The following is a 24525-nucleotide window of genomic DNA, read 5'->3' as shown; positions in this document are numbered from 1 at the left end:
CCTGGCGCGGGCAGGGGTTTGATGTTTATGCGGGGCAAACCTTACTGGACCGTTCTCGGGGCCTCGCGGGGAGGGTCCCCAACGCGCCGCAGGCCCCTCAACAGGCGCCCTGTGGCGCCTCGTCGGGCGCCGCACGCCCGGTGAGGCGCCGCCGCGTTAGCGTTCCCATGTGCCCTATTTCGATGCCGCGTCCTCCGTACCCCTGCACCCCGTCGCCCGTGAGGCGCTGATCGCCTCGCTGGACGAGGGATGGGCGGACCCCGCTCGGCTGCACCGCGAGGGACGGCGGGCGCGGGTGCTGCTGGACGCCGCGCGCGAGACGGCCGCAGAGGCGGTCGGATGCCGTCCGGACGAGCTGGTTTTCACCCCATCGGGTGCCCGTGCCCTGCACACCGGCATCGCGGGCGCGCTCGCGGGGCGCCGCCGTGCGGGACGGCGGCTGGTCGTCTCCGCCGTGGAGCACTCCGCTGTGCTGCACGCGGCCGCCGCGCACGAGGCCGCGGGCGGGGCCGTGACCGAGGTGCCCGTCGGCCGTACGGGACGGGTGGCCGCGGCGGACTTCGCGGCAGCGCTCGGGGAGGACACCGCGCTGGCCTGTCTGCAGTCCGCCAACCACGAGGTGGGCACCGAGCAGCCGGTGACCGAGGTGGCCGGGCTGTGCTCGGGCGCCGGGGTCCCGCTCCTCGTCGACGCGGCGCAGTCGCTGGCATGGGGCCGGGCCGGCGAGGGCTGGTCACTGCTGGCGGGCAGCGCGCACAAGTGGGGCGGGCCGGCCGGTGTGGGGCTGCTGGCCGTCCGCAAGGGCGTGCGCTTCGTGGCGCCGCCGCCCACGGACGAGCGGGAGTCGGCTCGCTCCCCCGGGTTCGAGAACATCCCGGCGATCGTGGCCGCGGCGGCGTCGCTGCGTGCCGTGCGCGCCGAGGCGGACGCGGCGGCGGAACGACTGCGCGTGCTGGTCGACAGGGTGCGTGCGCGGGTGCCCGAACTGGTCCCGGACGTCGAGGTGGTCGGCGATCCCGTGCGGCGCCTGCCGAATCTGGTGACCTTCTCCTGCCTCTACGTGGACGGCGAGGCCCTGCTGCACGCCCTCGACCGGCTGGGCTTCTCGGTCTCCTCGGGCTCGTCCTGCACGTCGAGCACGCTGACGCCCAGTCATGTGCTGCGTGCGATGGGGGTGCTCTCGGAGGGCAACATCCGCCTGTCGCTGCCGCCCGTGCCGGGGCCCTCGGCCGAGGAGGACGTCGAGCGCTTCCTGGAGGTGCTTCCGGAGGCGGTACGTGAGGTGCGCGGACAACTGGGCGCGCCGGCAGGGCCGTTGGGGAAGCCGGAGGAGGCCGCGGCCTCGGAGGCGTACGCGGCACCGGAGGAGCCGGACGAGCGGGGCGAGCCGCGCCAAGAGGCGGCCGGAGAGGAGCGGACCGCATCCGCCGAGCCCTCCCACGTGACGGTGGACGCGCTCGGTTCGCTGTGCCCGCTGCCGGTGATCGAACTCGCGAAGGCGATCGGCGACGTGCCGGTGGGCGGTGTGATCACGGTCCTCGCGGACGACGAGGCGGCCCGGGTCGACATCCCCGCCTGGTGCGAGATGCGGGGCCAGGAGTATCTGGGCGCCGACGGCACCGAGTTCAGGGTGCGCCGGCTCGACTGACCGCGTGCGGGCGGCACTTGACGCGAAAGGCGGGGCGGCCCCCGCCGCCCCGCCTTCGCATGACGAATGCCGTCAGTGGGTCACTTCAGATGCGCGGCGACCTCGGCGGCGGCCTCCTCGCCGTACTGCGTCGTGAAGCGCTCCATGAAGTGCGCCCGCTTCAGCTCGTACTCCTGCGTGCCCACCGTCTCGATGACGAGAGTGGCCACCATGCAGCCGATCTGGGCGGCGCGCTCCAGGCTCACGCCCCAGGCGAGGCCGGAGAGGAAGCCGGCGCGGAAGGCGTCGCCGACGCCGGTGGGGTCGGCCTTGGCCTCCTCCTTGGGCACACCGACCACGATCGGCTCCTCGCCCTCGCGCTCGATGCGGACGCCCTTGGCGCCGAGCGTGACGACCCGGGTGCCGACCTTGGCGAGTATTTCCTTGTCGCTCCAGCCGGTCTTGGTCTCGATGAGCTCCTTCTCGTACTCGTTCGAGAAGAGGTACGTCGCGCCCTCCATGAGGGCGCGGATGTCCTCGCCCCCCATGCGCGCGATCTGCTGGGAGAAGTCCGCAGCGAAGGGGATGCCCCGCTTGCGGCACTCCTCGGTGTGCCGGGTCATGGCCTCGGGGTCGTCGGCGCTGATGCAGACGAGGTCGAGGCCGCCGACGCGCTCGGCGACGGTCTGCAGCTCGATCTGGCGGGCCTCGCTCATGGCCCCGGTGTAGAAGGAGCCGATCTGGTTGTGCGCCTCGTCGGTGGTGCAGACGAAGCGGGCTGTGTGCCGCAGCTCGGAGATGTGGACGGATTCCGTGTCCACGCCGTGCCTGTCGAGCCAGGCTCGGTACTCCTCGAAATCCTCGCCCGCGGCGCCGACCAGGATCGGGTTCGCTCCGAGCTGCCCCATGCCGAAGGCGATGTTGGCGCCCACGCCGCCACGCCGGATCTCGAGCGAGTCGACGAGGAAGGAGAGCGAGACGGTGTGCAACTGGTCGGCGACGAACTGGTCGGCGAACCGCCCAGGGAACGTCATCAGGTGGTCATTCGCGATGGAGCCGGTGACTGCGATACGCACGGCGAAATCTGCTCCTGTCGGAGGACGCTGTCGGATGGCACCATCACGCTACCTGCTCCCTCCGCTCAACCGAACAGGACGGAACTACCAGATAGTAGGGCCTTCCAGGCGCCCTCACCTGCTGCGTAGCGTCGGACCCATGCGGAACCTCACGCGGCGCACGGCCGCAGACCCCGAGTCGATGGACGAACTGCTGGGTGACTGCGCCCGCATGGCGCCGCACTGGACGGAGCCCGCATGGGCCCTGCACATTCCCGCTGATCCGGGCGCCGCGGCCGTGGCACCGGCCTCCCACGAAGCGCTGCACGGGGTCCGGGTTCCGGCGGCCTCCGCCCGCGTGCTGGAAGGCATGTCCGAGTACGGCGTCTGGTGAGTGCAGGGGCCCGCGGGGCGGCAGGGGCCCGTCCTCCCCGGCCCCCGCGACGGCCCTCCGCCGCTCCCCCATGGACCTTTTTGCGCCAGGTGCTCATGCACCGACTGCCGCGCCGGCCGAGATACGCGACGTACCGGCCGGCGGGCATCGCTGAGATTCCGGGAACCTCCGGGGCTCCGGCTCCGTCCCAGGTGTGCCATCGCGGTCCACTCGTCGGCAGGGGCGGGCGGGGACGCGGTGAGCGGAACGAAGGAGCGATGCCGTGAGCACCGAAACGTCTCCCACGCCCGGTGGGGAGACCTCCGCCGGCGGAACGGGCGTCCCGGCCCGCAGGCACCGGCTGCCCGTGATCGCGGTGGCGGCCGCAGTACTGGTGGCCGGCGGCGGGGGCGCCTGGTGGGCCTCGACCGCGGGCCCGGCCGGAGGCCCAGGGGGGTCAGCGGGCGCGGGCGACGAGTCCGAGCCGCCCCCTCTCGCCCTGGACGGTCTCGCACCAGCCGGTCAGAGCGGCGAAGGGGACCGCGAGCGGCCGGGCATCGCGCCTGGCGAACCGCATCCGCAGGTCTACCGCGCCAACGGCGAGCTGCCGAAGGGCCCGGGCACCGCATCCGTCTACCGCAATCCGGCGCACGTCGGGAGTGCCTCGGTATCCGCGCTCGCCGACGCTCTCGGTGTGAAGGGGAAACCGGAACGCAAGGACGGCCGGTGGATCGTGGGCGAGGACGCCGAGTCCCCCCGCGGAACCGCCCTCATCGTGAACGACGGCCGCATGGCCGGAAATTGGACGTACCGGTCCGCGGACCGGCCGGTGCACTGTGCCAGGCCGCTGCCGACCGTGCCGCACCTCGACATCATCCCGCCCGACGACGGCGACGCCCCGGACTCGTGCTCGTCGGTGCCGGGGTCCGGCAAGGGTGATCCGGTCTCGGAGAAGAAGGCCGAGGACGCCGTACGGCCGCTGCTGAAGACGCTGAAGCTCGACAAGGCCCGGCTCGACGCGGGCGTGACCACGGGCCCGCTGCGCATGGTGACGGCCACTCCCGAGGTGGGCGGCATGCCCGCCAAGGACTGGAACAGCACCTTCACGGTGAACGAGGACGGCAAGGTCGTGCTCGGGCACGGCAATCTCGGCGAGCTGAGGAAGGGCGCCTCCTACCCGGTGATGTCGGCGGAGGAGACCCTGAAGCACCTCAACAAGCAGGGGGCCATGGCCTCCGGCGCGGGGACGGGCACGATCCGCGAGCCGTGGGCCGCCGAAGACCAGGCGGAGCCCCGAAGGGCCGACCCCGGGAAGCCGGAGCCCGGAAAGGCCGAGCCGGCGCCGCCCCGCAGCGCCGATCCCGGAAAGGTGAGGCCGCGCAAGGCGCTGAAGGTGACCGGCGCGGAGTTCGGGCTGGTCACGCGCTACACGGTCGGCAAGCCCGTGCTCGTACCGTCCTGGATCTACGAGGTGAAGTTCGGCGGTGACCACACCGCGAGCGTCGCCCACCCCGCAATCGAACCCGAGTACCTCAAGCCGGCGAAGCCCGCGCAGCCGGGCCCGGGCTCCGGTTCCGGTTCCGATGCCGACACCGGCTCGGACCCGGGTTCAAAGCCGGGCTCCGGCTCGGATCAGGCCGAGGAGCCCGGATCGGCCCCCGCTCAGGCCCTCACTTCCTACGCCGCGGACGGCCGCAGCGTGAAGCTGACCTTCTGGGGCGGCGTGTGCGACGGCTACAAGGCGAGCGCCGAGGAGTCGGGGAGCACGGTGAAGGTGACCGTGCGCCCGAAGAATGCGGACCCGAAAAAGGTGTGCGTGAAGATGGCCAAGCGGCAGACCGTCGAGGTAGAGCTGAAGAAGCCACTCGGCGATCGCAAGGTGGTGGACGCCACTGACGGAGAGGGCCTCCCGCGGAAGTGAACCGGCGATCGGCGGGTAGGCATAGCGGAAGCGGAACGCGAACGCCCGACAGGACCTGAGAGCACGGGGGCGGGAACGACGAAGGCGGCGGACCCCTGGTGGGGGGAGTCCGCCGCCTTCGTCTTGTTCAGCCTGCCGGTCAGCCCGGTCAGTTGAAGGAATCGCCGCAGGCGCAGGAACCCGTCGCGTTCGGGTTGTCGATCGTGAAGCCCTGCTTCTCGATGGTGTCGACGAAGTCGATGGAGGCGCCGCCCAGGTACGGGGCGCTCATCCGGTCGGTGACGACCTTCACACCGTCGAAGTCCTTCACTACGTCGCCGTCGAGGGAGCGCTCGTCGAAGAAGAGCTGGTACCGAAGGCCGGAACAGCCACCGGGCTGGACGGCGACCCGAAGTGCCAGGTCGTCACGGCCCTCCTGCTCGAGCAGGCCTTTGACCTTCGCCGCGGCGGCGTCGGACAGGATGATGCCGTCGCTCACAGCGGTCTCGTCCGATACGGACATCTGCTTCTCTCCCGGGTTGTTCGGACTGCTCTGCCGCCGACTGCAACCGTCGGCGTCCCGGATTCATTCCAGGGGACACGTCATTTTCGGTCTTTTCAGTTCCGTCTCCTCCCTCATGCTCGCACACGCCCGGAGCGACTGGGAATGCGTCACATCGACGCGAACGCCATCGTCAAACTGACGTGAAGCGGTTATGATAAATAGCGTCAGTTAGACGAAAAGCCGCTTGCGGCGATGGAGAAGAGGAAGGGTGGGTGCCGTGACCGCCCCACTGGACGTACAGCCGACTCCGCTGGCGCTGCTGCTCCTCGGCCGCGAGTCGGACCCGAAGAGCGAACGCGGGGTCGATTGCCCCGGGGACCTTCCCGCCCCTTCGGATCCCGGCCTCGTCGAGCGTGCCCGCGCGGCGAAGGCGAAGCTCGGCGAGCGTGTCTTCGTACTGGGCCACCACTACCAGCGTGACGAGGTCATCGAATTCGCCGACGTCACCGGCGACTCCTTCAAGCTGGCGCGGGACGCGGCGGCCAGGCCCGACGCGGAGTACATCGTCTTCTGCGGCGTGCACTTCATGGCCGAGTCGGCCGACATCCTCACCTCCGCCCGGCAGAAGGTCGTGCTGCCCGACCTGGCGGCGGGCTGCTCCATGGCCGACATGGCCACGGCCGAGCAGGTCGCCGAGTGCTGGGACGTGCTCACCGAGGCCGGGGTCGCGGATGTGACGGTGCCCGTCTCGTACATGAACTCCTCTGCCGACATCAAGGCGTTCACGGGCAGGCACGGCGGCACGATCTGCACGTCGTCCAACGCGCGCCGGGCCCTGGAGTGGGCCTTCGGGACACAGAACGGCCGGGAGGGCGGCGGCAAGGTGCTCTTCCTGCCCGACCAGCACCTCGGACGCAACACCGCCGTGCGGGAGTTGGGGATGTCCCTGGAGGACTGCGTCGTCTACAACCCGCACAAGCCTGACGGCGGCCTCACGGCGCAGCAGCTGCGGGACGCGAAGATGATCCTCTGGCGAGGCCACTGCTCGGTGCACGGGCGTTTCTCGCTCGACTCGGTGCGGGATGTGCGCGAGCGGATCCCGGACGTCAATGTGCTCGTGCACCCGGAGTGCAAGCACGAGGTCGTGGAGGCGGCCGACCACGTCGGCTCGACGGAACACATCATCAAGACCCTGGAGGCAGCGCCCTCGGGGTCGAAGTGGGCCATCGGTACCGAACTCAACCTGGTGCGGCGGCTGGCGGCCCGCTACTCCCCCGACAAGGAGGTCGTCTTCCTCGACCGCACCGTCTGCTTCTGCTCGACGATGAACCGGATCGATCTGCCCCATCTGGTCTGGGCGTTGGAGTCGCTGGTGAACGGTGACGTCGTGAACAGGATCGAAGTCGACGCGGAGACGGAGAAGTTCGCGAAGCTCGCCCTGGAACGCATGCTGGCCCTGCCGTAATCTGCGGCGATGCTGCTGCAACCGGTGCGGGACACCGAGGAGGACGCCGAGGCCGTACGGCAGCTGGCCGAGGCGTCCTTCGCCGCGTCGCACGGAGCCGACAGCGGGACCGCGGGCGCCGGTGCGCCGCACGGCCAGAAGCCCTCGCCCGCTCCCCTCGTGCCCGTCCGGACGGCTCACGGTGCCGGCCCCGACCCCGGGCAGCCCGCACGCAGCCGTGAGCGGATCCGGCATCTGGCACGGACCGATCCCGGCGGCAGCTGGGTCGCGGCGGACGCGGACGGGCGTCCCGTCGGTGCCGCCCAGTCGCTCATCCGGGAGGGCACCTGGGCGCTGGCGCTCCTGGCCGTACTGCCCGAGGCGCAGGGCAAGGGCGTGGGCACGGCGCTCCTGGAGCGGACGATGCGGTACGGCCGGGCGTGTCTGCGGGGCATCATCAGCTGCTCCCGCCACCCCGTCGCGGCCCGCACCTACCGCAAGGCGGGCTTCGAGCTGCATCCGGCGATGCGGCTGCACGGGACCGTCGACGGCGCCCGGCTCGCGGCCCCCGACGGCCCGGTCATCGTGGGCTCTCCGGCACAGCGGGACCTGATGGACTCCGTCGACCGGCGGCTGCGCGGCGGCGCGCACGGGGTCGACCACGAGTTCCTGCTGCGCCACCACCGCGTCTTCGTCTCCGACGATCTCGCCGGCAGCGGCTACTGCTATCTGCGTGAGAACGGGCGGGTCGAACTCCTCGCCGCCACTTCGCGAAGGCACGCCACCCGGCTGCTGACCACCGCGTTGCTGAGTCTCCCGGAAGGCACCCGCGCATCGGTACACGATCTGACGGCGGACCAGCAGTGGGCCGTGGACGTCGGACTGGCCGCGGGGCTGGAGCTGACCACCGCCGGCTACCTCTGCCTCCGGGGGATGCGGCCGCCCTCGCCGTACATCCCTTCCGGCGGCTTCCTGTAGGGAATCCGGGACCGGCACGGGCGGGAAGGAGAAAGCCGTCAGTGCGAGCCGGGTCGTACGAGCCCGTTCTCGTAGGCGGCGACGACGAGTTGGGCCCGGTCACGCGCACCCAGCTTCGACATGGTGCGGTTGACGTGCGTCTTGACGGTGAGCGGGCTGACCGACAGCCGCTGCGCGATCTCCTCGTTGTTGAGGCCGCCGCCGATCAGCGTCAGCACCTCACGCTCCCGGCCGGTCAGCACGTCGAGCGGGCCCTCCTCGTTCCCGCGCTCGTCGCCGTTGCCCTCCCCGCCGTCCGTCTCCACGGTGCCGTAGGCGCCCCCTTGCGCCAGGAAGGAGGCGATCAGTCCCTTGGTGGCCGCCGGTGAGAGCAGGGCCTCGCCCTTGGCGGCCGTACGGATCGCGGCCAGCAGCTCCTCGGGCTCCGCGCCCTTGCCGAGGAAGCCGGAGGCGCCCGCACGCAGGGCCTGCACGACGTAGTCGTCCACCTCGAACGTGGTGAGGATGACGATCCGGACCCCGGCGAGCGACGGATCGGCGGTGATGGCTCGCGTGGCGACGAGGCCGTCGGTGCCCGGCATCCGGATGTCCATGAGCACCACGTCGGCGCCCGTAGCGCGTACGGCGTCGACGGCTTCGGCGCCGTCGGACGCCTCGGCGACGACCTCCATGTCCGGTTCGGAGTCCACGAGCACCCGGAAGGCGCTGCGCAGCAGCGTCTGGTCGTCCGCCAGCACCACGCGGATCGTCATGCCGACGCGCCTTCCTCGGCCCGGGGCCCCGCCCAGCCGCCTCCGTCGCCGCGGCGGGCGTCCGCGCGGTCGCGGGGCTGGAGCGGCAGCCGTACGTGCACCCGGAATCCGCCCTCCGGCAGCGGACCCGTCTCACACACGCCGTGCAGTGCGGCGGCGCGCTCCCGCATCCCCATCAGGCCGTGCCCGCCGCCGCCCGTGTCGGTTGCGGCCGCCGCGGGCGGGGCGGGCACGGCAGCCGGTTGCGCCGCCTCCTGCTCCTCCGCCGCGCCTGCCGCCGCTGCCGCCCCCGGCGCCGCGCCCGCCGTCCTGTCCGCGCTGTCCGCCCTGTCCGCCCCACGGGCCGTGTGCGCGTTCTCCGAGGTCTCCTCCGGGGCCGCGCCGTCGCCCTCGCCGTCGTCGGTCACGGTGATCTCCAGCTCGCCGGGCAGGGTGACGATCCGCACCTCGGCGTGCGCCCCCGTCCCGACGTGCTTCTGCACGTTCGTCAGCGCCTCCTGCACGACCCGGTAGGCAGTGAGATCCACGGCGGACGGCAGGGCCCGTGGCGCTTCCGCCGCCTCCCCCACGGAAGCGGCCTCCCGCTCCGGCGCGACGTCCACCGAGACCGAGAGCCCGGCCCTGGTGAAGCCCTCGACCAACTCGTCCAGGACGCCGAGCCCCGGTGCCGGTTCGGTCGGCGCCGTGCTCTCCCCGGACTGGCGCAGCAGACCGACCGTGGCCTGCAGCTCGTTCAGCGCGTGCCGGCTCGCTTCCCGTACGTGCGCCAGCGCCTCCTTCGCCTGGTCGGGCCGCTGATCCATGACGTGCGAGGCGACCCCGGCCTGGACGTTGACCAGCGCGATGTGGTGGGCGACGACGTCGTGCAGCTCGCGGGCGATGCGCATGCGCTCCTCGGCCACGCGGCGCCTGGCCTCCTCCTCCCGGGTGCGCTCGGCCCGGTCGGCACGCTCCCGTATGGCGTCGACGAACGCCCGGCGGCTGCGTACCGCTTCTCCGGCGGCAGCGGCCAGGCCCGTCCACGCGAAGGTGGCGAGGTTGTCCTGCGCGTACCAGGGGCGGCTGCCCAGCAGCATGCCCGCCGCCGTGAGCACGCCCACGGTCACGACGCCGACGCGGACGCTCGTGACGCGGTCCGTGCGGTTCGAGACCGTGTACAGCGCGATGATCGCGGCGATGACGACGGGCGCGCGGTGGCCCGCGGAGGGATCGCCCGCACGAGGGTCGACGACCAGGCCGACGACGGTCACCAGTCCGGTGATGCACAGCACCGGCATCGGCGCGCGGCGGCGCAGCACCAGCACCGCGCAGGCCAGCGCCGCCAGCAGAGCCGTCTGCGGGGGGATCTCGCGGCGGCCGAATCTGGGGCTGATCTCCTGTCCGGAGGCTCGCGCGGCGGCACCCAGCAGGATCGCCACGAAGGCGCCCAGGGCGATGAGTGCGTCGACGGCGTACGGATGCGCGTGCATCCACCGCCGCACATCGCTCAAGGTGCCTGCTGCGGGCTTCGCCGTCATCGGGGGCTCGTCTGCTGCGTCAGGCCGGTCGGACGCTTCGGGAGTGTCGGGCACGTCGGCTCGATGAGTGACCGGACCGGACTGCCCGGCCGGACGGCGTCGGGCGGGGCCGGGTCGCTCCGGCTCCCCGCGTGCTCCGATCGCCCTCCGGACCGGCCGGTCCGGAGGCTCAGTTGGGAATGAGGCCGTCGTCGGTGAGCATCTCCCGTACCTCTTCGAGGGATGCTTCCGGTGCGGGCAGGATCAGCTCCGACGGCTCCAGGGCGTCGTCGGGCAGAGTGGTGCCCATCGTGCGTACCGCGTTGAGGAGCGCCGTCAGCGTCCGGCGGAAGCCCTCCTCGTCACCCTTCTCCATCTCGGAGAGCAGCTCGTCGTCCAGCTTGTTCAGCTCGGCGAAGTGGCTGTCGTCCAGCTTCACCTGGCCTTCCCCCATGATCCGTACGATCATGTCGCTCTCCTTCTGGCGCGGGCCCTCAGCTGATTCTCGGTGTCACTGCTCCGGAGTCGGGGAGCCCGCGCCGCACGCGGCGCTCCCCGTGCTGCTTGCCGGCCGCTACTTCTCGAACTTCGGGGTGTCCTGCGACTGCTGCTGCTCCTGGGCCTGCCCGGTGCCGCTGCCGCCCTCGATGGCCTGCTGCCCGCCGCTGTCCGTGCCGCCGGCCAGCTCGGCCTTCATCCGCTGGAGCTCCAGCTCGACGTCCGTACCGCCGGAGAGCCTGTCCAGCTCGGCGGTGATGTCGTCCTTCGCCATGCCGGAGGGGTCGTCGAGGGCGCCGGAGGCGAGCAGCTCGTCGATCGCACCGGAGCGGGCCTGCAGCTGCGCCGTCTTGTCCTCGGCACGCTGGATCGCCATGCCGACGTCGCCCATCTCCTCGGAGATGCCGGAGAACGCCTCGCCGATGCGGGTCTGTGCCTGCGCCGCCGTGTAGGTGGCCTTGATGGTCTCCTTCTTCGTGCGGAAGGCGTCCACCTTCGCCTGCAGGCGCTGGGAGGCGAGCGTCAGCTTCTCCTCCTCGCCCTGCAGCGTCTGGTGCTGCGTCTCCAGGTCTGTGACCTGCTGCTGGAGCGCGGCACGGCGGGAGAGCGCCTCGCGGGCCAGATCCTCGCGGCCCAGCGCGAGGGCCTTCTTGCCCTGCTCCTCCAGCTTGGTGGACTGGCCCTGCAGCTGGCTCATCTGCAGCTCCAGGCGCTTGCGGGACGTGGCCACGTCGGCGACCCCGCGACGCACCTTCTGCAGCAGCTCCAGCTGCTTCTGGTACGAGTAGTCCAGCGTCTCGCGCGGGTCCTCGGCCCGGTCCAGGGCCTTGTTGGCCTTCGCGCGGAAGATCATCCCCATACGCTTCATGACACCGCTCATGGGCCTCGCGCGCCCCCTTCGTAACGGACTGAGCCTCAGCAGCACACCTTCAAGACCCAAGACTACGGGCCCTGGTTCCATTACCGCACTGTTCGACGGCGGATGGGCTCCTCCTGAAGGACGATCGCGACGTGCGGCCTCCGGCGCAGGGAGTACATGCGGGCCCGCGTTCAGGCGCCGGAGAACGACGTTTCGGCCGGTAGCGATGGGTACGGACGTGCACGGACGGTGTCCGGACGGATGCGGCACCGGCAGGAGCCTGCCGGATCGGCACGGCCCGGTGTTGCGAGATCGTTCCCGGCAGAGCTCTGGGGGACCTCCGCGCCGCATCGTAGGCTTGGGAGCGTGTTCCGAAGCCGTTCGAAGGACGGGCAGGCCGCTCCCACCACGAAGGTGACCGCCGCCGAGCCCCAGCAGACCCGTGATCCGCAGGCTCCGAAGGGCCGGCCGACGCCCAAGCGCAGCGACGCGCAGTCGCAGCGGCGCACCCTCGCCAAGGCACCGGCCAACCGCAGGGAGGCCGCGAAGAGGCAGCGCGAGGCACGCCGCAGCGACATGGCGCGGCAGCGTCAGGCGCTGGCGAGCGGCGACGAGCGCTACCTGCCCGCGCGTGACAAGGGTCCCGTGCGGCGCTACGCCCGCGACTACGTGGACTCCCGCTGGTCCGTCGCGGAGTTCTTCCTGCCGATCGCGGTGATCATCCTGGTGCTGAGCATGATGCCCTCGCTCCAGTTGAAGAACATCTCGCTGCTGCTCTGGCTGCTCGTGATCGTGATGATCGTGCTCGACTCGATCGGGCTCGGCTTCCGGCTCAAGAGGGACCTCGGGGCGCGCTTCCCGGACGAGTCCAGGCGCGGTGCCGTCGCCTACGCGCTGATGCGCACGCTCCAGCTGCGCAAGATGCGTCTGCCCAAGCCGCAGGTCGCACGCGGCGAGAAGCCCTGAACGGGCGGCAGGGGAGGCCGGGGCGCACCGTCCGCACGGCCTCGGACCTCGCGGACCGTCGTCGAAGCGCCGTGGGTGCGCCGTGGACCTGAGTGATCCCGGGCAGCTCGGGCAGCGGCTCCTCGCCCGTCAGCTCGATGAGCAGATATCGGCGGCATTCGACGCCGACCAGCGGCTGCGCGTGCTCGACGTCGGGCTCGGGCGCGGGGTGCAGGCCCTGCGGCTGGCGCGTGCGGGCCACGCGGTGACCGGGCTGCAGTCCGATCCCGACCTGCGTGAACTCTTCGAGAAGGACCTCGCCGAAGAACCCGAGGAGACACGCGGGCGTGTACGGCTCGTGGCGGGCGGGAGCGAGGACACGGGTGCGCACTTCCTGCCCGGCGCCTTCGACGTGGTGCTGTGCCACGGCGGGCTGCTCCAGGCGCGTGACCCCGGCACCACGCTGGCCGGTCTCGCCCGCGTGCTGGACGCCGGCGGGCTGCTGTCCCTGCTGATACGCAACGACATGGCCCTGGCCATGCATCCGGGCCGCGCGGGCGACTGGGACGCGGCCCTGGCCGCGCTCGACTTCCCGGAGCGGACCGGGAGCGCCCTGCGCCTGGAGACGCTGACCAGGGGCCTCGCCGGGATCGGCACGCCGCTGCGGCAGTGGTACGGGGTCGGGATCTTCGGCCGCCAATGCCCCGCCGAGGAGGAGAAGGCGGAGCGGATGCTCACGGTGGAGGAGCACGCCGGGCGCCTGGATCCGTACCGTTCGGTGGCGGCGATGCTGCACATCTGCGGGGTTCGGGGCGGCTGAGACGGCGGCCACCAGCCTCCGGCTCTCCTTTCGCGGACGCCGGCGGGCGGTGCACGTCGAACCACGCCCGGTGGCTGCTCCGCTCGGGTGGCGGCTCACGGCCCCCTTGCCATGGGGAACGCCGAGCGGGACGCGTCCCGGCGGATTCCACCCGGACGCGTCCCGCTCCGTCTTCACCGGTTGCGCCGGTTCACGGCAGGCGGACCCTCCGCCATCGCCCGTTCCTAGACGTTCTCGCCCTCGTAGCCTTCCTGGGCGTGCAGGCTCATCGGGCCGTAGATCTTGCTGCCGTCGTCGAACAGCGTCACCTGGTCGGTGCCGCCCTGCAGCAGGTCCCTCCAGACCTCGCCGATCCAGGACTCGGCATCGCCCTGGGTGGGGAACTCCTCGGGCGCTACGGCAGGTTCGGTCTCCGACCCGTCGGCCTTCTCGAACCGCCACGTCCACGCCATGAATGCCTCCAGAGATCGACTGTTGCTGCCCGCAGACTAATCCTGAGTGAGCGGGCGAAGACCGCGCACGAGACGATCGGGGGGTGGAACTCACACTGCTCGGCACCGGAGCTCCTTCCGGACTCCCGCGACCCGACTGCCCGTGCTCCGTGTGCGCCGCCTGCGCCAGGGGCCGTACGAACACGCGCGCGGCCACGGCCGTACTCGTCGACAGCACCGTGCTGCTCGACCTCACCCCCGGTCCCGCCTTCGCGGCCGCCCGTGCGGGACGGTCGCTGCACGGCGTGCGGCAGGTGCTGCTCTCGCACCCGCACGAGGGTCCCGCGACGGAGTTCCCGGCGGGGCTTCCCGCACCTCTGCGCGTCGCCGAGCGGCAGGATCTCGCGCTCATCAGCGGCCACCGCATACGTGCCGTCGCCCTGGACTCGCCCGGCACCGGCTACCAGGTGACGGGGCCCGACGGGGAACGTCTCCTCTACCTGCCGCCGAGGGCCGCGCCCGCGGGCCTCGAAGAGGGACGCGAACCGGTCTCGTCGCCCTACGACATGGTGCTTCTCGACGTGATCGGCCGCCCCGAGGCGCTCGCCCGGCTGCGCGAGGCCGGGGCGGTCGGCCCGGCGACCGACGTCGTCGCCGTCCACATCGACCACGACGTACCGCCGGGCCCCGAGCTGCACCGGCGCCTCGCCGCGGCGGGAGCGCACGCCGAACCGGACGGCACGACCCTCGTCGTCGGTGAGTATCCGGACGTCCCCGAGATCCCTCGCCGCACGCTCGTACTCGGCGGAGCCCGGTCCGGGAAGTCGGTCGAGGCGGAACAGCGGCTGGCCTCCTTCCCCGGTGTCGTCTACGTGGCGACGGGCGGCACCCGCGAAGGCGATGCGGAGTGGGCGGCCCGGATCACCGCGCACAAGGAACGCCGCCCGGCCTCGTGGCGCACCACCGAGACCTGCGATCTCGTGCCGCTGCTGGAGGAGCCGGGCCCGCCGCTGCTCATCGACTGCCTCGCCCTGTGGCTGACGGACGCGATGGACACCGTGGGCGCCTGGGACGACCAGCGCTGGGCGACCGTCGGTTCACGGATGCTCCGCGAACGGGTCTCCGAGCTCGTCTCGGCGCTGCGGGAGACCCGGCGGACCGTGGTGGCGGTGAGCAACGAGGTCGGGTCGGGCATCGTCCCCGAGACATCGTCGGGGCGGCGCTTCCGCGACGAACTGGGCCGTCTGAACACGGAGTTCGCCGGGGAGTGCGAGCACGTGCTGCTGGTCACCGCGGGGATCGCGCAGCAGCTGCGCGGCTGACGGCAGGGCCTCGTCCGAAGGCGCCGCGGAACCCCGGGCACGACCCCTGTGTGCGTGGGCACCGCACCGCCGTACGCACCGGGTCCGTACCGTACGCTTCGCCTACATGACTGACCGCACCCTGGACCTGGACGACTTCTCCGATCTCATCGAGCGCCCGCACGGCGGACTGCGCCGGGACGCCGAGGAGCGGAGGGCGCGGACGGGCCTGCCGCCCGAGTCGCTGGGCAGGCTCGACGAACTGGGCGAGTGGCTGACGGCGGCTCAGGGACGTCTGCCCGTCGAGCCGCTGCGTCAGCCACGGCTCGTCGTCTTCGCCGGGGATCACGGTGTCGCCTCGCTGGACGTCTCGTCCCACCGGGCCGGTACGGCGCACACGCTGGTGCGGGAGACGCTGGAGGGCACGACGCCCGCCGCGATCCTCGCCAGGAAGTTCGAAGTCCCGGTCAGGATCGTGGACATGGCGCTCGACTGCGAACCGTCGGAGCTCCCGGAAGAGGTGACGCGGCACCGGGTGCGCCGCTCCTCCGGCCGTCTCGACATCGAGGACACGCTGACCGGACCGGAGGCGGAGGCCGCCTTCCGCGCGGGGATGGCCGTCGCCGACGAGGAGGCGGACGCGGGCACGGATCTCGTCGTTCTCGGCGATCTGTCGGTCGGCGGCACGACGGCCGCGGGGACGCTGATCGCGGCGCTCTGCGGCACCGACGCGTCGGTCGTCACGGGCAGGGGCGGCGGGGTGATCGACGATCTGACGTGGATGCGCAAGTGCGCGGCCATCAGGGACGGGTTGCGCCGCGCGCGGCCCGTGCTGGGAGATCAGCTGGAGCTGCTGGCCGCGGTCGCGGGCGCCGACCTGACGGCGATGACCGGTTTCCTGCTCCAGTCCGCGGTACGGCGCACGCCCGTCGTGCTCGACGGCGTCGTCACCGCGGCGTGCGCGCTCGTGGCTCAGCGGGTCGCCTTCAGGGCCCCGGACTGGTGGGTCGCGGGCCACGCGACCAGTGAGCCCGCACAGGAGAAGGCGCTCGACCGCATGGCGCTCGACCCGCTGATCGAGCAGCGCGTGGAGGTCGGCGGCGGCACGGGGGCACTGCTGGCCCTGCCGCTGGTGCAGGCGGCGGCGGAACTCGCGGCGCAGCTTCCCGTACGGGACGACGCCGTCGACGAGAAGGACGGCGAGGGCGACGGCGCGGCGGACTCCCCCGCGCTGGACGCGACTTGAGCACTCGCGGGAGCGCTCGCGGCCTGAGCTCTCACCGGGTCCGGCCGGAACCGCGCCCCGCCTTCGGCGAAGTCTCATTCTGATCAACTGGGCACGCCTGTCCCCGTGCAGGACGGTCAGGGCCGCCAACTCCCCCGCTCCGGCAGCGACTTGGCATACGTCCTGACCTGGCATGCCGTCCGGGCCCGGTCGCGGCACCGAACCGATCGGCCCGTCTCACTGACGGGACCAGCTGACGGCGGCGCCCGCGACGCGGCATGCGAAGCGCCCTGGACGGGTCGCGCGCGAGCGGTGCCGCTGCGGACCGTGAAGCGCTAGCCTGCGCTTCGATGGCTACCACTCCCCCGGACGGGCCCGGACAGGCCGGCGGGCCCGGCAAGTCCGGCCCGGACGGCCCCTTCGGCGAGCCTCGCAAGGACCGGGACGGCCAGGCCCAGGACGGCGAGGACCAGGACCGCGAGGACCAGGACCGCGAGGACCAGGACCGCGAGGACCCGGACCGCGAGGACCCGGACCGCGAGGACCCGGACCGCGAGGACCGGGACCGCGAACCTCATGAGCCCGCCGAGGAGAAGACCCGGGTGGAGAAGCCCGGTGAGGAGAAGTCCCGCGAGGGGGACGACCGCGGGGCCACCGGACCGGCCGAGGGCAAGGACCGCAAGGGCCCCGGCAAGGCCGCGGAGGCGGCCGCCTCCGCCGAGGACGGCATCCGCTTCGCGCTCGGCACGCTCACCGTTCTCCCGGTGAACGTCCCACGCTGGGACCGCCGGTCCGCGCGCCGCGGAATGGAATGGGCCCCGCTGGCAGGTCTGCTCGTCGGGCTCACGGCCGCCGCCGCAAGCCTGCTGGCGCTCCTGCTCGGTACGTCCTCGCTGCTCGCCGCCATCGTCTCCGTCGCCGTGCCCGCCGTCCTCACGCGGGCCCTGCACCTCGACGGTCTCGCCGACGTCGCCGACGGTCTGGGCAGCGCGAAGCCCGCCGAGGGCGCGCTGCGGATCATGAAGCAGTCGGACATCGGGCCGTTCGGGGTGATCACCCTCGTCCTCGCCCTGCTGGCGCAGGTCGCGGTCATCAACGAGCTCTACGGTCAAGGGGGTTGGGCGCACGGAGCGCTCGCCGTCATCGTCTCGGCCGTCACCGCGCGCACGGCGCTCACGCTCGCAGCCCGTTCGGGTGTTCCTGCCGCACGTCCGGAGGGCCTCGGCTCCGTCGTCGCGGGCACGGTTCCCGCACGTACGGCGGTGATCGTCGCCGCGGGCGTCGCCGTGGTGAGCGCCGCCGCGGGCGCGATCGTGAACCTGTGGTGGAACCCTCTCTTCGGTGCCGTCTCGTACCTCTTCGCCGTGGCCATCGGACTGGCCGCCGCCGAGCTGCTGTTGCGCCACTGCCGCCGCCGTCTCGGCGGCGTCACCGGCGACGTCTTCGGAGCGCTGGCGGAGTGCGCGGCAACCGTGACGCTCGTCGTGCTCGCCTTCGGCTGACCCTCCGGCCGGGCCGGCCCGCCTGCGCCGGCCGGCCGCGCAAGGGCCTCAGTCCCCGCCCAGGGGACCGGTGTTGACCTCCGTGGTGGGCGTAAGGTCTCAGGCACAACACGTGTTGCGCGGGCATACGATGCCCGATGTGCCGGAAGCCGTTCACCCGTATCCGGCGATCCGCCGCTCCGGCGTCCGAATAGGAAGAAGGTCCCTCTCACCGTGTCTGCTCTGACTCTCAGCACCTCGTCCGCCACGACTCAGCGCGCGGACGTCGTCGTGATCGGCGTCGCCAAGGGCGCCAAGGGCCCGGTCGTCGCTCTGGGCGGCGAGGCCGTGGACAAGGCGTACGGCGGGAAGCTCGCCGCGACCCTTGACGCGCTCGGCGCGGTCGGCAGCGAGGGCGAGACCACGAAGCTCCCGGCGCCGTCCGCCGGGCTCAAGGCGCCGGTGGTGCTGGCCGTCGGTCTGGGCGAGGCGCCCGGCAAGAACGAGTCCTACGACCTGGAGACGCTGCGCCGCGCCGCCGGCACGGCCGCCCGTGCCCTGGCCGGCACGAAGAAGGCCGCGTTCGCCCTGCCCGTCGACGACGCGGCGGCCGTGGGCGCCGTGACCGAGGGCGCGCTGCTCGGTGCTTACTCCTTCACCTCCTACCGCAGCTCCGACAGCGGCGGAAAGAGCGGCAGGAAGGGCGGCGGCAGCCGCGGTGAGAAGGACCGGGACGGCGCGAGCGTCCCGCTCGCCGAGATCACCGTCGTCGGCGCCAAGCCGCGGGACAAGGCGCACAAGGCCGCTGCCGAGCGCGCGGAGGTGCTCGCGACCGAGGTGGGGCGCGCCCGCGACCTGATCAACACCCCCTCCAACGACCTCACTCCGGCCGCCTTCGCCGACCGCGCGAAGGCGGCCGCCAAGGAGCACAGCCTGGACATCGAGGTGCTCGACGAGGGCGCACTCACCAAGGGCGGCTACGGCGGCATCCTCGGGGTCGGCAAGGGATCGGCGAACCCGCCGCGCCTGGTGAGGATCTCCCACACGCACCCCAAGGCGAAGAAGACCGTCGCCCTCGTGGGCAAGGGCATCACCTACGACTCGGGCGGCATCTCCCTCAAGCCCGTGGGCCACAACGAGACGATGAAGTGCGACATGAGCGGCGCCGCCGCAGTGTTCGCTGCCGTGGTCTCGGCCGCCCGCCTCGGCCTGCGCGTCAATGTGACCGGCTGGCTGGCGCTCGCCGAGAACATGCCGTCCGGCTCGGCCACTCGTCCGGGTGACGTGCTGAAGATGTACAGCGGCAAGACCGTCGAGGTCCTCAACACCGACGCCGAGGGACGGCTGGTACTGGCGGACGCCCTGACCCGCGCGTGCGAGGAGTCGCCGGACGCGCTCGTCGACGTGGCCACCCTCACCGGGGCGATGATGCTGGCTCTCGGCAGCCGCACCTTCGGTGTTCTCAGCAACAACGACGACTTCCGCACCACGGTCCACGAACTGTCAGAGGAAGCGGGCGAGGCGTCCTGGCCGATGCCGATGCCGACGCATCTGCGCAAGGGCATGGAGTCCCCGGTCGCCGACATCTCCAACATCGGCGAGCGGCTGGGCGGCGGCCTCGTGGCGGGCCTGTTCCTCAACGAGTTCGTCGACGAGAACGTCCTGTGGGCGCATCTCGACATCGCGGGGCCCGCGTTCAACGACTCCGGCCCCTTCGGCTACACCCCCAAGGGCGGCACCGGCTCCGGAGTGCGCACCCTGGTGCGTGTCGCCGAGCGTGCGGCGGCCGGCGAGCTCCCCTGATACACCGCGGCGTTCGCCCGTTCCTCCCCCTCTCCGCGGATGCGTGCGGAGCTACGTGAGGAGCGTCACACTTTCCGCCGCTTTTCAGGGGTACGTCAGGCAGTCACCCCGCGGTACGGCCCGGTTCGCCTTCAGCGATCACGGCCGTACCGCTGGGTACACGGCCCCGCGTCCCGCAGCCCGCCGACAAGTGCGAAGATGGGTCCCCGGCAGGACAGGGCCCCAGCGCGGCTTCACCAAGCCGAGTCCAGGGCCGAGCAGTACAGCGGCCGCAATACAGCCGCCCGGTCTGAAGGAGACCGGCTCCGGCGTACCCATGCATGGAGGACGTGACGTGGCGAACGACGCCAGCACCGTTTTCGACCTAGTGATCCTCGGAGGCGGTAGCGGCGGCTATGCCGCTGCCTTGCGCGGGGCGCAGCTGGGTCTCGACGTCGCCCTGATCGAGAAGGACAAGCTGGGCGGCACCTGTCTGCACCGGGGCTGCATCCCCACCAAGGCGCTGCTGCACGCCGGCGAGCTGGCCGACCAGGCCCGCGAGGGAACGAAGTTCGGCGTGAAGAGCTCCTTCGAGGGCATCGACATGGCCGGGGTGCACAAGTACAAGGACGGCGTGGTCTCCGGGCTGTACAAGGGCCTGCAGGGGCTCGTCGCCTCCCGCAAGATCACCTACGTCGAGGGCGAGGGACGGCTCTCCTCCCCGACCTCCGTCGACGTCAACGGCCAGCGCTACGAGGGCCGTCACATCCTCCTCGCGACCGGCTCGGTCCCCAAGTCGCTGCCCGGCCTGGAGATCGACGGCAACCGCATCATCTCCTCCGACCACGGGCTGCTCCTGGACCGGGTCCCGGAGTCCGCCGTCATCCTGGGCGGCGGCGTCATCGGCGTCGAATTCGCCTCCGCCTGGAAGTCGTTCGGCACGGACGTGACGATCGTCGAGGGACTTCCCCACCTCGTTCCGGCCGAGGACGAGAGCAGCTCCAAGCTGCTGGAGCGCGCGTTCCGCAAGCGCGGCATCTCCTTCTCGCTCGGCTCCTTCTTCGAGAAGGCCGAGTACACCGACAACGGCGTGAAGGTCAGCCTCGCCAACGGCAAGGAGTACGAGGCCGAGGTCCTGCTCGTCGCGATCGGCCGCGGCCCGGTCTCGCAGGGCCTGGGCTACGAGGAGGCCGGGGTCGCCATGGACCGCGGGTTCGTCCTCGCCGACGAGTACTGCCGCACGAACGTGCCGACCATCTCTGCCGTGGGCGACCTCATCCCGACGCTGCAGCTCGCGCACGTCGGCTTCGCCGAGGGCATCCTCGTCGCGGAGCGGCTGGCCGGGCTGAACCCGGTGCCGGTCGACTACGACGGCGTTCCGCGGGTGACGTACTGCCACCCGGAGGTCGCCTCCGTCGGCGTCACCGAGGAGAAGGCCAAGGAGATCTACGGGGCCGACAAGGTCGTCACCCTCAAGTACAACCTCGCCGGCAACGGCAGGAGCAAGATCCTCAACACCACGGGCGAGATCAAGCTGGTTCAGGTCCGCGATGGTGCCGTGGTCGGCGTCCACATGGTCGGTGACCGGATGGGCGAGCAGGTGGGCGAGGCCCAGCTCATCTACAACTGGGAAGCACTGCCGGCCGAGGTCGCGCAGCTGATCCACGCACACCCGACGCAGAGCGAGGCGCTCGGCGAGGCCCACCTGGCCCTCGCGGGCAAGCCGCTGCACTCCCACGACTGACCAAGTCCGGGCGCTACCAGCATCCGCACCATTCCGTTAGGAGCAACAGAAACCATGGCGGTTTCCGTAACCCTGCCGGCGCTCGGCGAGAGCGTCACCGAGGGCACCGTCACCCGCTGGCTGAAAGCCGAGGGTGAGCAAGTGGAGGCCGACGAGCCGTTGCTCGAGGTCTCCACCGACAAGGTCGACACCGAGATCCCGGCCCCCGCGGCCGGCACGCTCTCCTCCATCAAGGTGGCCGAGGACGAGACGGTCGAGGTCGGCGCAGAACTGGCCGTGATCGACGACGGCGGTTCAGCACCGGCGGCCGAGGCACCGGCCGCCGAGCCGCAGCCGGCAGCCGAGCCCGAGCCTGCCCAGGCGCAGCCCGAGGCACAGCCGGAGCCCGCCGCGGCGGCGCCCGCCGGCGGTGGCGGTGGCGGTTCGGCCGAGGGTACGGACGTGGTCCTTCCCGCGCTCGGCGAGAGCGTCACCGAGGGCACCGTCACGCGCTGGCTGAAGCAGGTCGGCGAGGAGGTGCAGGCGGACGAGCCGCTGCTGGAGGTCTCCACCGACAAGGTCGACACCGAGATCCCGGCGCCCGCCGCCGGCACGCTGCTGGAGATCGTCGTCGGTGAGGACGAGACCGCCGAGGTCGGCGCGAAGCTGGCCGTGATCGGTGCCGCGGGTGCCGCTCCGGCGGCCGAGGCCGCACCCGCGCCCGCCCAGCCCGAGGCTCAGCCTGCTCCCGCGCAGGCGCAGCCCGAGCCGCAGCCGGCACCGGCCGAGCCCGCCCCCGCGCCGAAGGCGCAGCCGGCTCCGGCCGCGCCCAAGCCCGCACCGGCTCCCGCGCCGGCGGCGCCCGCCTCTCCCGCCGTGAGCGAGTCCGACGGCGCGTACGTCACCCCGCTCGTCCGCAAGCTCGCCAACGAGCAGGGCGTCGACCTGAGCACCGTCAAGGGCACGGGGGTCGGCGGTCGTATCCGCAAGCAGGACGTCACCGCTGCGGCGGAGGCCGCCAAGGCGGCGGCACCTGCCCCGGCCGCCGCTGCCGCGGGTGCGTCGACGGCTCCCAAGTCGCCGAAGCTGGAGCCCTCTCCGCTGCGCGGCCAGACGGTGAAGATGCCGCGTATCCGCAAGGTGATCGCGGAGAACATGATGAAGGCGCTGCACAACCAGGCGCAGCTGTCCACGGTGGTCGAGGTCGACGTCACGCGCGTGATGCGGCTCCGGGCCCGCGCCAAGGACTCCTTCGCGGCGCGTGAGGGCGTCAAGCTGTCCCCGATGCCCTTCTTCGTGCAGGCCGCGGCGGAAGCACTCAAGGCGCACCCGTCCGTCAACTCGCGGCTCAACGACGACGGCACGATCACCTACCACGACGTCGAGAACATCGGCATCGCGGTGGACTCCGAGAAGGGCCTGATGGTCCCGGTCATCAAGGAGGCCGGGAACCTCAACCTCGCGGGCATCGCGCGCAAGACGGCGGAGCTGGCGAAGAAGGTCCGCGAGGGCGGGCTGGGCCCGGACGACATGTCCGGCGGCACGTTCACGATCAGCAACACCGGTTCGCGCGGTGCGCTGTTCGACACCGTGATCGTGAACTACCCGCAGGTCGCGGAGCTCGGCATCGGCGCGACCGTCCGCCGTCCGATGGTCATCGACCACCCGGAGCTGGGCGAGACCGTCGCCATCCGCGACATGGTCTACCTGACCCTGTCCTACGACCACCAGCTGGTCGACGGCGCGGACGCCGCGCGCTACCTCGGCGACGTCAAGGCCCGCCTGGAAGCAGGCGAGTTCGAGGGCGAACTGGGTCTGTGACCCACCGCTGAAGGGTCACACGACGGCCCCGCACGGACAGCTCCGGCTGTTCCGCGCGGGGCCGTCGTCGTATGTCGGGCCGCTCGCCTGCACGCCCGCGTACGGAACGGGCTCCGGTGGCGAAACGGGCCCGGTGGGGATGCGTCCGCGCGTACGATCGGGCCCCGGCACAAAACACCGGAGAACGCCCCATGCTGCGCATCCACTTCACGGGTACCGACCTCGCGCGGACGCATGTCGCCGAGAGCCCCGACCCGCTCTGGGAGACGGTCTTCAGCCTGCACATGCTGCGCGCCCGCTACGGCCGGCTGCCGTTCGCGGACTGGCGCCGCCGGGTCCGGGCCGATCTGCGCAAGCACGGACGCACCGAGGACGTACGGCAGCTGATGCCGCTCCTGCCCGACGCCAGCTACTTCCCCGACTTCCTCACCCCGCCCGAGGGACTGCTGGGCCTGGAGGCGGGCATCGAGGCGATCATCGCCACGCCGCGCCGGCGCATCTCGCACGAGCTGGGCATCCTGCACGAGCGGGTCGGCGCCCCGAGCTGGGCGCAGGACCTGACGGACCGCTCCCCGCACGCCCGCAGGCACCTGGGGGAAATGATCTCCGGCTATCACGCCCGCGCACTCACCCCGTACTGGCCGACGATCCGCCGTCGCGCGGCTGCCGACCGCGCCGTGCGCATCCGCGCGCTGCAAACCGGTGGAGTGGACGGCGCCCAGGGCCTGCTGGCGAGCTTCCGCCCCGCGATGCGCTGGCGGCCACCCGTGCTGGAGATACCCACGCATCCGGTGGACCGCGATCTGCATCTGGAGGGCCGCGGACTGCTGCTGGTGCCCTCCCAGTTCCTCTGGAACCGCCCTGTGCCGCTGGCCGATCCCGAACTGCCGCCCACGGTCCTGTTTCCGCTCGACCGGGACGCGCGGTGGATGTCCATCGTTCCGCACGGCGCGGGTGAGCTCTCGCAGTGCGTCGACCCCCTTGCGCGGCTGCTGGGCAGGACGCGCGCGGAAGTGCTGCGTGCCGCGGCCACCGTCCCGAACACGACCGAACTCGCCCGCCACGTCGGCATCTCGCCCTCGGCCGCGAGCCAGCACACTGCGGTACTGCGGGACGCGGGACTCATCATCAGTCACCGGCACGCCAACAGCGTGTTCCATCAGCTCAGTTCGGCAGGGGGCGCACTGCTGCGGCAGCAGTCGGAGGACGCGGACCGTACGTAAGGCCGGTAGCGTACGCGGGCACTTCGCGCGGGGGCGCGCACTGGCATCCGGTACAGCAAGCCCCCCGCCTGCGGTTGCGAGCAGGCGGGGGCGCCCTCGGGCGGCCGTGGCCGGAGTTGCTTGCCGTTCCCGGCCGACGACCGCCCCGACAGAGGCAGACCCGGGGCGCCGCCCGGGGCCTTCCTTGCTGTCCCCCCTCTGCCCAGGGCGGTGTACGCCCTGCACGCCAAGGACTGTGACTCAGAAACGGCGTTGCGGCCACATTGTTGAAGCCACAGACACAACA

At 72.0% G+C, this 24525-nt stretch carries 21 protein-coding genes; 14 read left to right on the top strand and 7 right to left on the bottom strand.

The features are described 5' to 3' along the window. Positions 1–169: 169 nt before the first annotated feature. Entirely contained in the window at positions 170–1648 is a 1479-nt protein-coding gene (locus G4Z16_RS25905; RefSeq protein WP_197353054.1) for a cysteine desulfurase/sulfurtransferase TusA family protein, read from the top strand. A gap of 80 nt (positions 1649–1728) precedes the next feature. On the opposite strand, the gene G4Z16_RS25900 is transcribed toward G4Z16_RS25905, so the two are convergent. Then, positions 1729–2703 (bottom strand): carbohydrate kinase family protein, encoded by a 975-nt coding sequence (locus G4Z16_RS25900; protein WP_028435776.1) that lies wholly within the window; start codon positions 2701–2703, stop codon positions 1729–1731. 139 nt (positions 2704–2842) lie between these two features. On the opposite strand from G4Z16_RS25900, the gene G4Z16_RS25895 reads away from it, so the two are divergent. Both G4Z16_RS25895 and G4Z16_RS25890 read left to right on the top strand, forming a co-directional pair. Further along, on the top strand, positions 2843–3076 hold the full coding sequence (locus tag G4Z16_RS25895) for a hypothetical protein (protein ID WP_197353053.1): 234 nt from the start codon (positions 2843–2845) through the stop codon (positions 3074–3076). Between the two features lie 262 nt (positions 3077–3338). Continuing rightward, positions 3339–4976 carry a hypothetical protein gene (locus tag G4Z16_RS25890; protein WP_197353052.1) on the top strand — a complete coding sequence of 546 codons (1638 nt, stop codon included), beginning with the start codon at positions 3339–3341 and terminating at the stop codon, positions 4974–4976. Between the two features lie 148 nt (positions 4977–5124). On the opposite strand, the gene G4Z16_RS25885 is transcribed toward G4Z16_RS25890, so the two are convergent. Next, entirely contained in the window at positions 5125–5478 is a 354-nt protein-coding gene (locus G4Z16_RS25885) for a HesB/IscA family protein (protein ID WP_197353051.1), read from the bottom strand. 259 nt (positions 5479–5737) lie between these two features. On the opposite strand from G4Z16_RS25885, the gene nadA reads away from it, so the two are divergent. Beyond that, entirely contained in the window at positions 5738–6925 is a 1188-nt protein-coding gene (nadA, locus tag G4Z16_RS25880; protein WP_197353050.1) for a quinolinate synthase NadA, read from the top strand. A 9-nt stretch (positions 6926–6934) separates the two neighbouring features. Continuing rightward, complete coding sequence (locus tag G4Z16_RS25875) at positions 6935–7882, top strand: GNAT family N-acetyltransferase (protein ID WP_197353049.1); 948 nt, start codon at positions 6935–6937, stop codon at positions 7880–7882. Between the two features lie 38 nt (positions 7883–7920). Here G4Z16_RS25875 and G4Z16_RS25870 read toward each other — a convergent pair whose 3' ends face one another. The 4 genes from G4Z16_RS25870 to G4Z16_RS25855 all read right to left on the bottom strand — a co-directional run bounded on the left by G4Z16_RS25870 (position 7921) and on the right by G4Z16_RS25855 (position 11508). Then, positions 7921–8634, bottom strand: a complete 714-nt coding sequence (locus G4Z16_RS25870; protein WP_197353048.1) for a response regulator transcription factor — start codon at positions 8632–8634, stop codon at positions 7921–7923. After that, positions 8631–10151, bottom strand: a complete 1521-nt coding sequence (locus tag G4Z16_RS25865; RefSeq protein WP_197353047.1) for a sensor histidine kinase — start codon at positions 10149–10151, stop codon at positions 8631–8633. The genes G4Z16_RS25870 and G4Z16_RS25865 overlap by 4 nt, the downstream gene beginning before the upstream one ends. A gap of 169 nt (positions 10152–10320) precedes the next feature. Continuing rightward, positions 10321–10599, bottom strand: a complete 279-nt coding sequence (gene pspAA, locus G4Z16_RS25860) for a PspA-associated protein PspAA (protein ID WP_197353046.1) — start codon at positions 10597–10599, stop codon at positions 10321–10323. A 105-nt stretch (positions 10600–10704) separates the two neighbouring features. Continuing rightward, positions 10705–11508 (bottom strand): PspA/IM30 family protein, encoded by an 804-nt coding sequence (locus tag G4Z16_RS25855; protein ID WP_197353045.1) that lies wholly within the window; start codon positions 11506–11508, stop codon positions 10705–10707. A 345-nt stretch (positions 11509–11853) separates the two neighbouring features. Here G4Z16_RS25855 and G4Z16_RS25850 point away from each other — a divergent pair, with 345 nt between their 5' ends. Together G4Z16_RS25850 and G4Z16_RS25845 are read left to right on the top strand one after the other, a co-directional pair. After that, the gene (locus tag G4Z16_RS25850; protein ID WP_425508118.1) at positions 11854–12453 is read left to right on the top strand and encodes a DUF3043 domain-containing protein; all 600 of its coding nucleotides are present in this window, start codon (positions 11854–11856) and stop codon (positions 12451–12453) included. Positions 12454–12535: 82 nt separating this feature from the next. Further along, positions 12536–13252, top strand: coding sequence for a class I SAM-dependent methyltransferase (locus tag G4Z16_RS25845; RefSeq protein ID WP_246531072.1), 717 nt, complete (start codon positions 12536–12538; stop codon positions 13250–13252). A 224-nt stretch (positions 13253–13476) separates the two neighbouring features. Here G4Z16_RS25845 and G4Z16_RS25840 read toward each other — a convergent pair whose 3' ends face one another. After that, positions 13477–13704: a hypothetical protein gene (locus G4Z16_RS25840; protein WP_197353043.1), complete on the bottom strand. Its 228-nt coding sequence runs from the start codon at positions 13702–13704 to the stop codon at positions 13477–13479. Between the two features lie 83 nt (positions 13705–13787). Here G4Z16_RS25840 and G4Z16_RS25835 point away from each other — a divergent pair, with 83 nt between their 5' ends. The 7 genes from G4Z16_RS25835 to G4Z16_RS25805 all read left to right on the top strand — a co-directional run bounded on the left by G4Z16_RS25835 (position 13788) and on the right by G4Z16_RS25805 (position 24239). After that, positions 13788–15005 (top strand): bifunctional adenosylcobinamide kinase/adenosylcobinamide-phosphate guanylyltransferase, encoded by a 1218-nt coding sequence (locus G4Z16_RS25835; RefSeq protein ID WP_197353042.1) that lies wholly within the window; start codon positions 13788–13790, stop codon positions 15003–15005. Between the two features lie 106 nt (positions 15006–15111). After that, on the top strand, positions 15112–16230 hold the full coding sequence (locus tag G4Z16_RS25830; RefSeq protein WP_197353041.1) for a nicotinate-nucleotide--dimethylbenzimidazole phosphoribosyltransferase: 1119 nt from the start codon (positions 15112–15114) through the stop codon (positions 16228–16230). A gap of 707 nt (positions 16231–16937) precedes the next feature. Next, positions 16938–17711 (top strand): adenosylcobinamide-GDP ribazoletransferase, encoded by a 774-nt coding sequence (locus tag G4Z16_RS25825; RefSeq protein ID WP_246531366.1) that lies wholly within the window; start codon positions 16938–16940, stop codon positions 17709–17711. 213 nt (positions 17712–17924) lie between these two features. After that, on the top strand, positions 17925–19493 hold the full coding sequence (locus G4Z16_RS25820; protein WP_197353040.1) for a leucyl aminopeptidase: 1569 nt from the start codon (positions 17925–17927) through the stop codon (positions 19491–19493). 334 nt (positions 19494–19827) lie between these two features. Continuing rightward, complete coding sequence (gene lpdA / locus G4Z16_RS25815; RefSeq protein ID WP_197353039.1) at positions 19828–21216, top strand: dihydrolipoyl dehydrogenase; 1389 nt, start codon at positions 19828–19830, stop codon at positions 21214–21216. A 54-nt stretch (positions 21217–21270) separates the two neighbouring features. After that, positions 21271–23016, top strand: coding sequence for a 2-oxoglutarate dehydrogenase, E2 component, dihydrolipoamide succinyltransferase (sucB, locus tag G4Z16_RS25810; protein ID WP_197353038.1), 1746 nt, complete (start codon positions 21271–21273; stop codon positions 23014–23016). Positions 23017–23207: 191 nt separating this feature from the next. Further along, complete coding sequence (locus G4Z16_RS25805; RefSeq protein WP_197353037.1) at positions 23208–24239, top strand: ArsR/SmtB family transcription factor; 1032 nt, start codon at positions 23208–23210, stop codon at positions 24237–24239. The last annotated feature ends 286 nt before the right edge of the window (positions 24240–24525 follow it).

This window comes from Streptomyces bathyalis, assembly GCF_015910445.1.
Taxonomy (GTDB): Bacteria; Actinomycetota; Actinomycetes; order Streptomycetales; family Streptomycetaceae; genus Streptomyces; species Streptomyces bathyalis.
This window is presented reverse-complemented; position numbering and strand designations above follow the sequence as displayed.

Bases quoted from the DNA above. Each gene is read 5' to 3' on its own strand.
- G4Z16_RS25895 (WP_197353053.1), top strand. From the start codon at position 2,843: ATGCGGAACCTCACGCGGCGCACGGCCGCAGACCCCGAGTCGATGGAC.
- G4Z16_RS25885 (WP_197353051.1), bottom strand. From the start codon at position 5,478: ATGTCCGTATCGGACGAGACCGCTGTGAGCGACGGCATCATCCTGTCC.
- G4Z16_RS25875 (WP_197353049.1), top strand. From the start codon at position 6,935: ATGCTGCTGCAACCGGTGCGGGACACCGAGGAGGACGCCGAGGCCGTA.
- G4Z16_RS25870 (WP_197353048.1), bottom strand. From the start codon at position 8,634: ATGACGATCCGCGTGGTGCTGGCGGACGACCAGACGCTGCTGCGCAGC.
- G4Z16_RS25865 (WP_197353047.1), bottom strand. From the start codon at position 10,151: ATGACGGCGAAGCCCGCAGCAGGCACCTTGAGCGATGTGCGGCGGTGG.
- pspAA (WP_197353046.1), bottom strand. From the start codon at position 10,599: ATGATCGTACGGATCATGGGGGAAGGCCAGGTGAAGCTGGACGACAGC.
- G4Z16_RS25855 (WP_197353045.1), bottom strand. From the start codon at position 11,508: ATGAGCGGTGTCATGAAGCGTATGGGGATGATCTTCCGCGCGAAGGCC.
- G4Z16_RS25840 (WP_197353043.1), bottom strand. From the start codon at position 13,704: ATGGCGTGGACGTGGCGGTTCGAGAAGGCCGACGGGTCGGAGACCGAA.
- G4Z16_RS25830 (WP_197353041.1), top strand. From the start codon at position 15,112: ATGACTGACCGCACCCTGGACCTGGACGACTTCTCCGATCTCATCGAG.
- sucB (WP_197353038.1), top strand. From the start codon at position 21,271: ATGGCGGTTTCCGTAACCCTGCCGGCGCTCGGCGAGAGCGTCACCGAG.
- G4Z16_RS25805 (WP_197353037.1), top strand. From the start codon at position 23,208: ATGCTGCGCATCCACTTCACGGGTACCGACCTCGCGCGGACGCATGTC.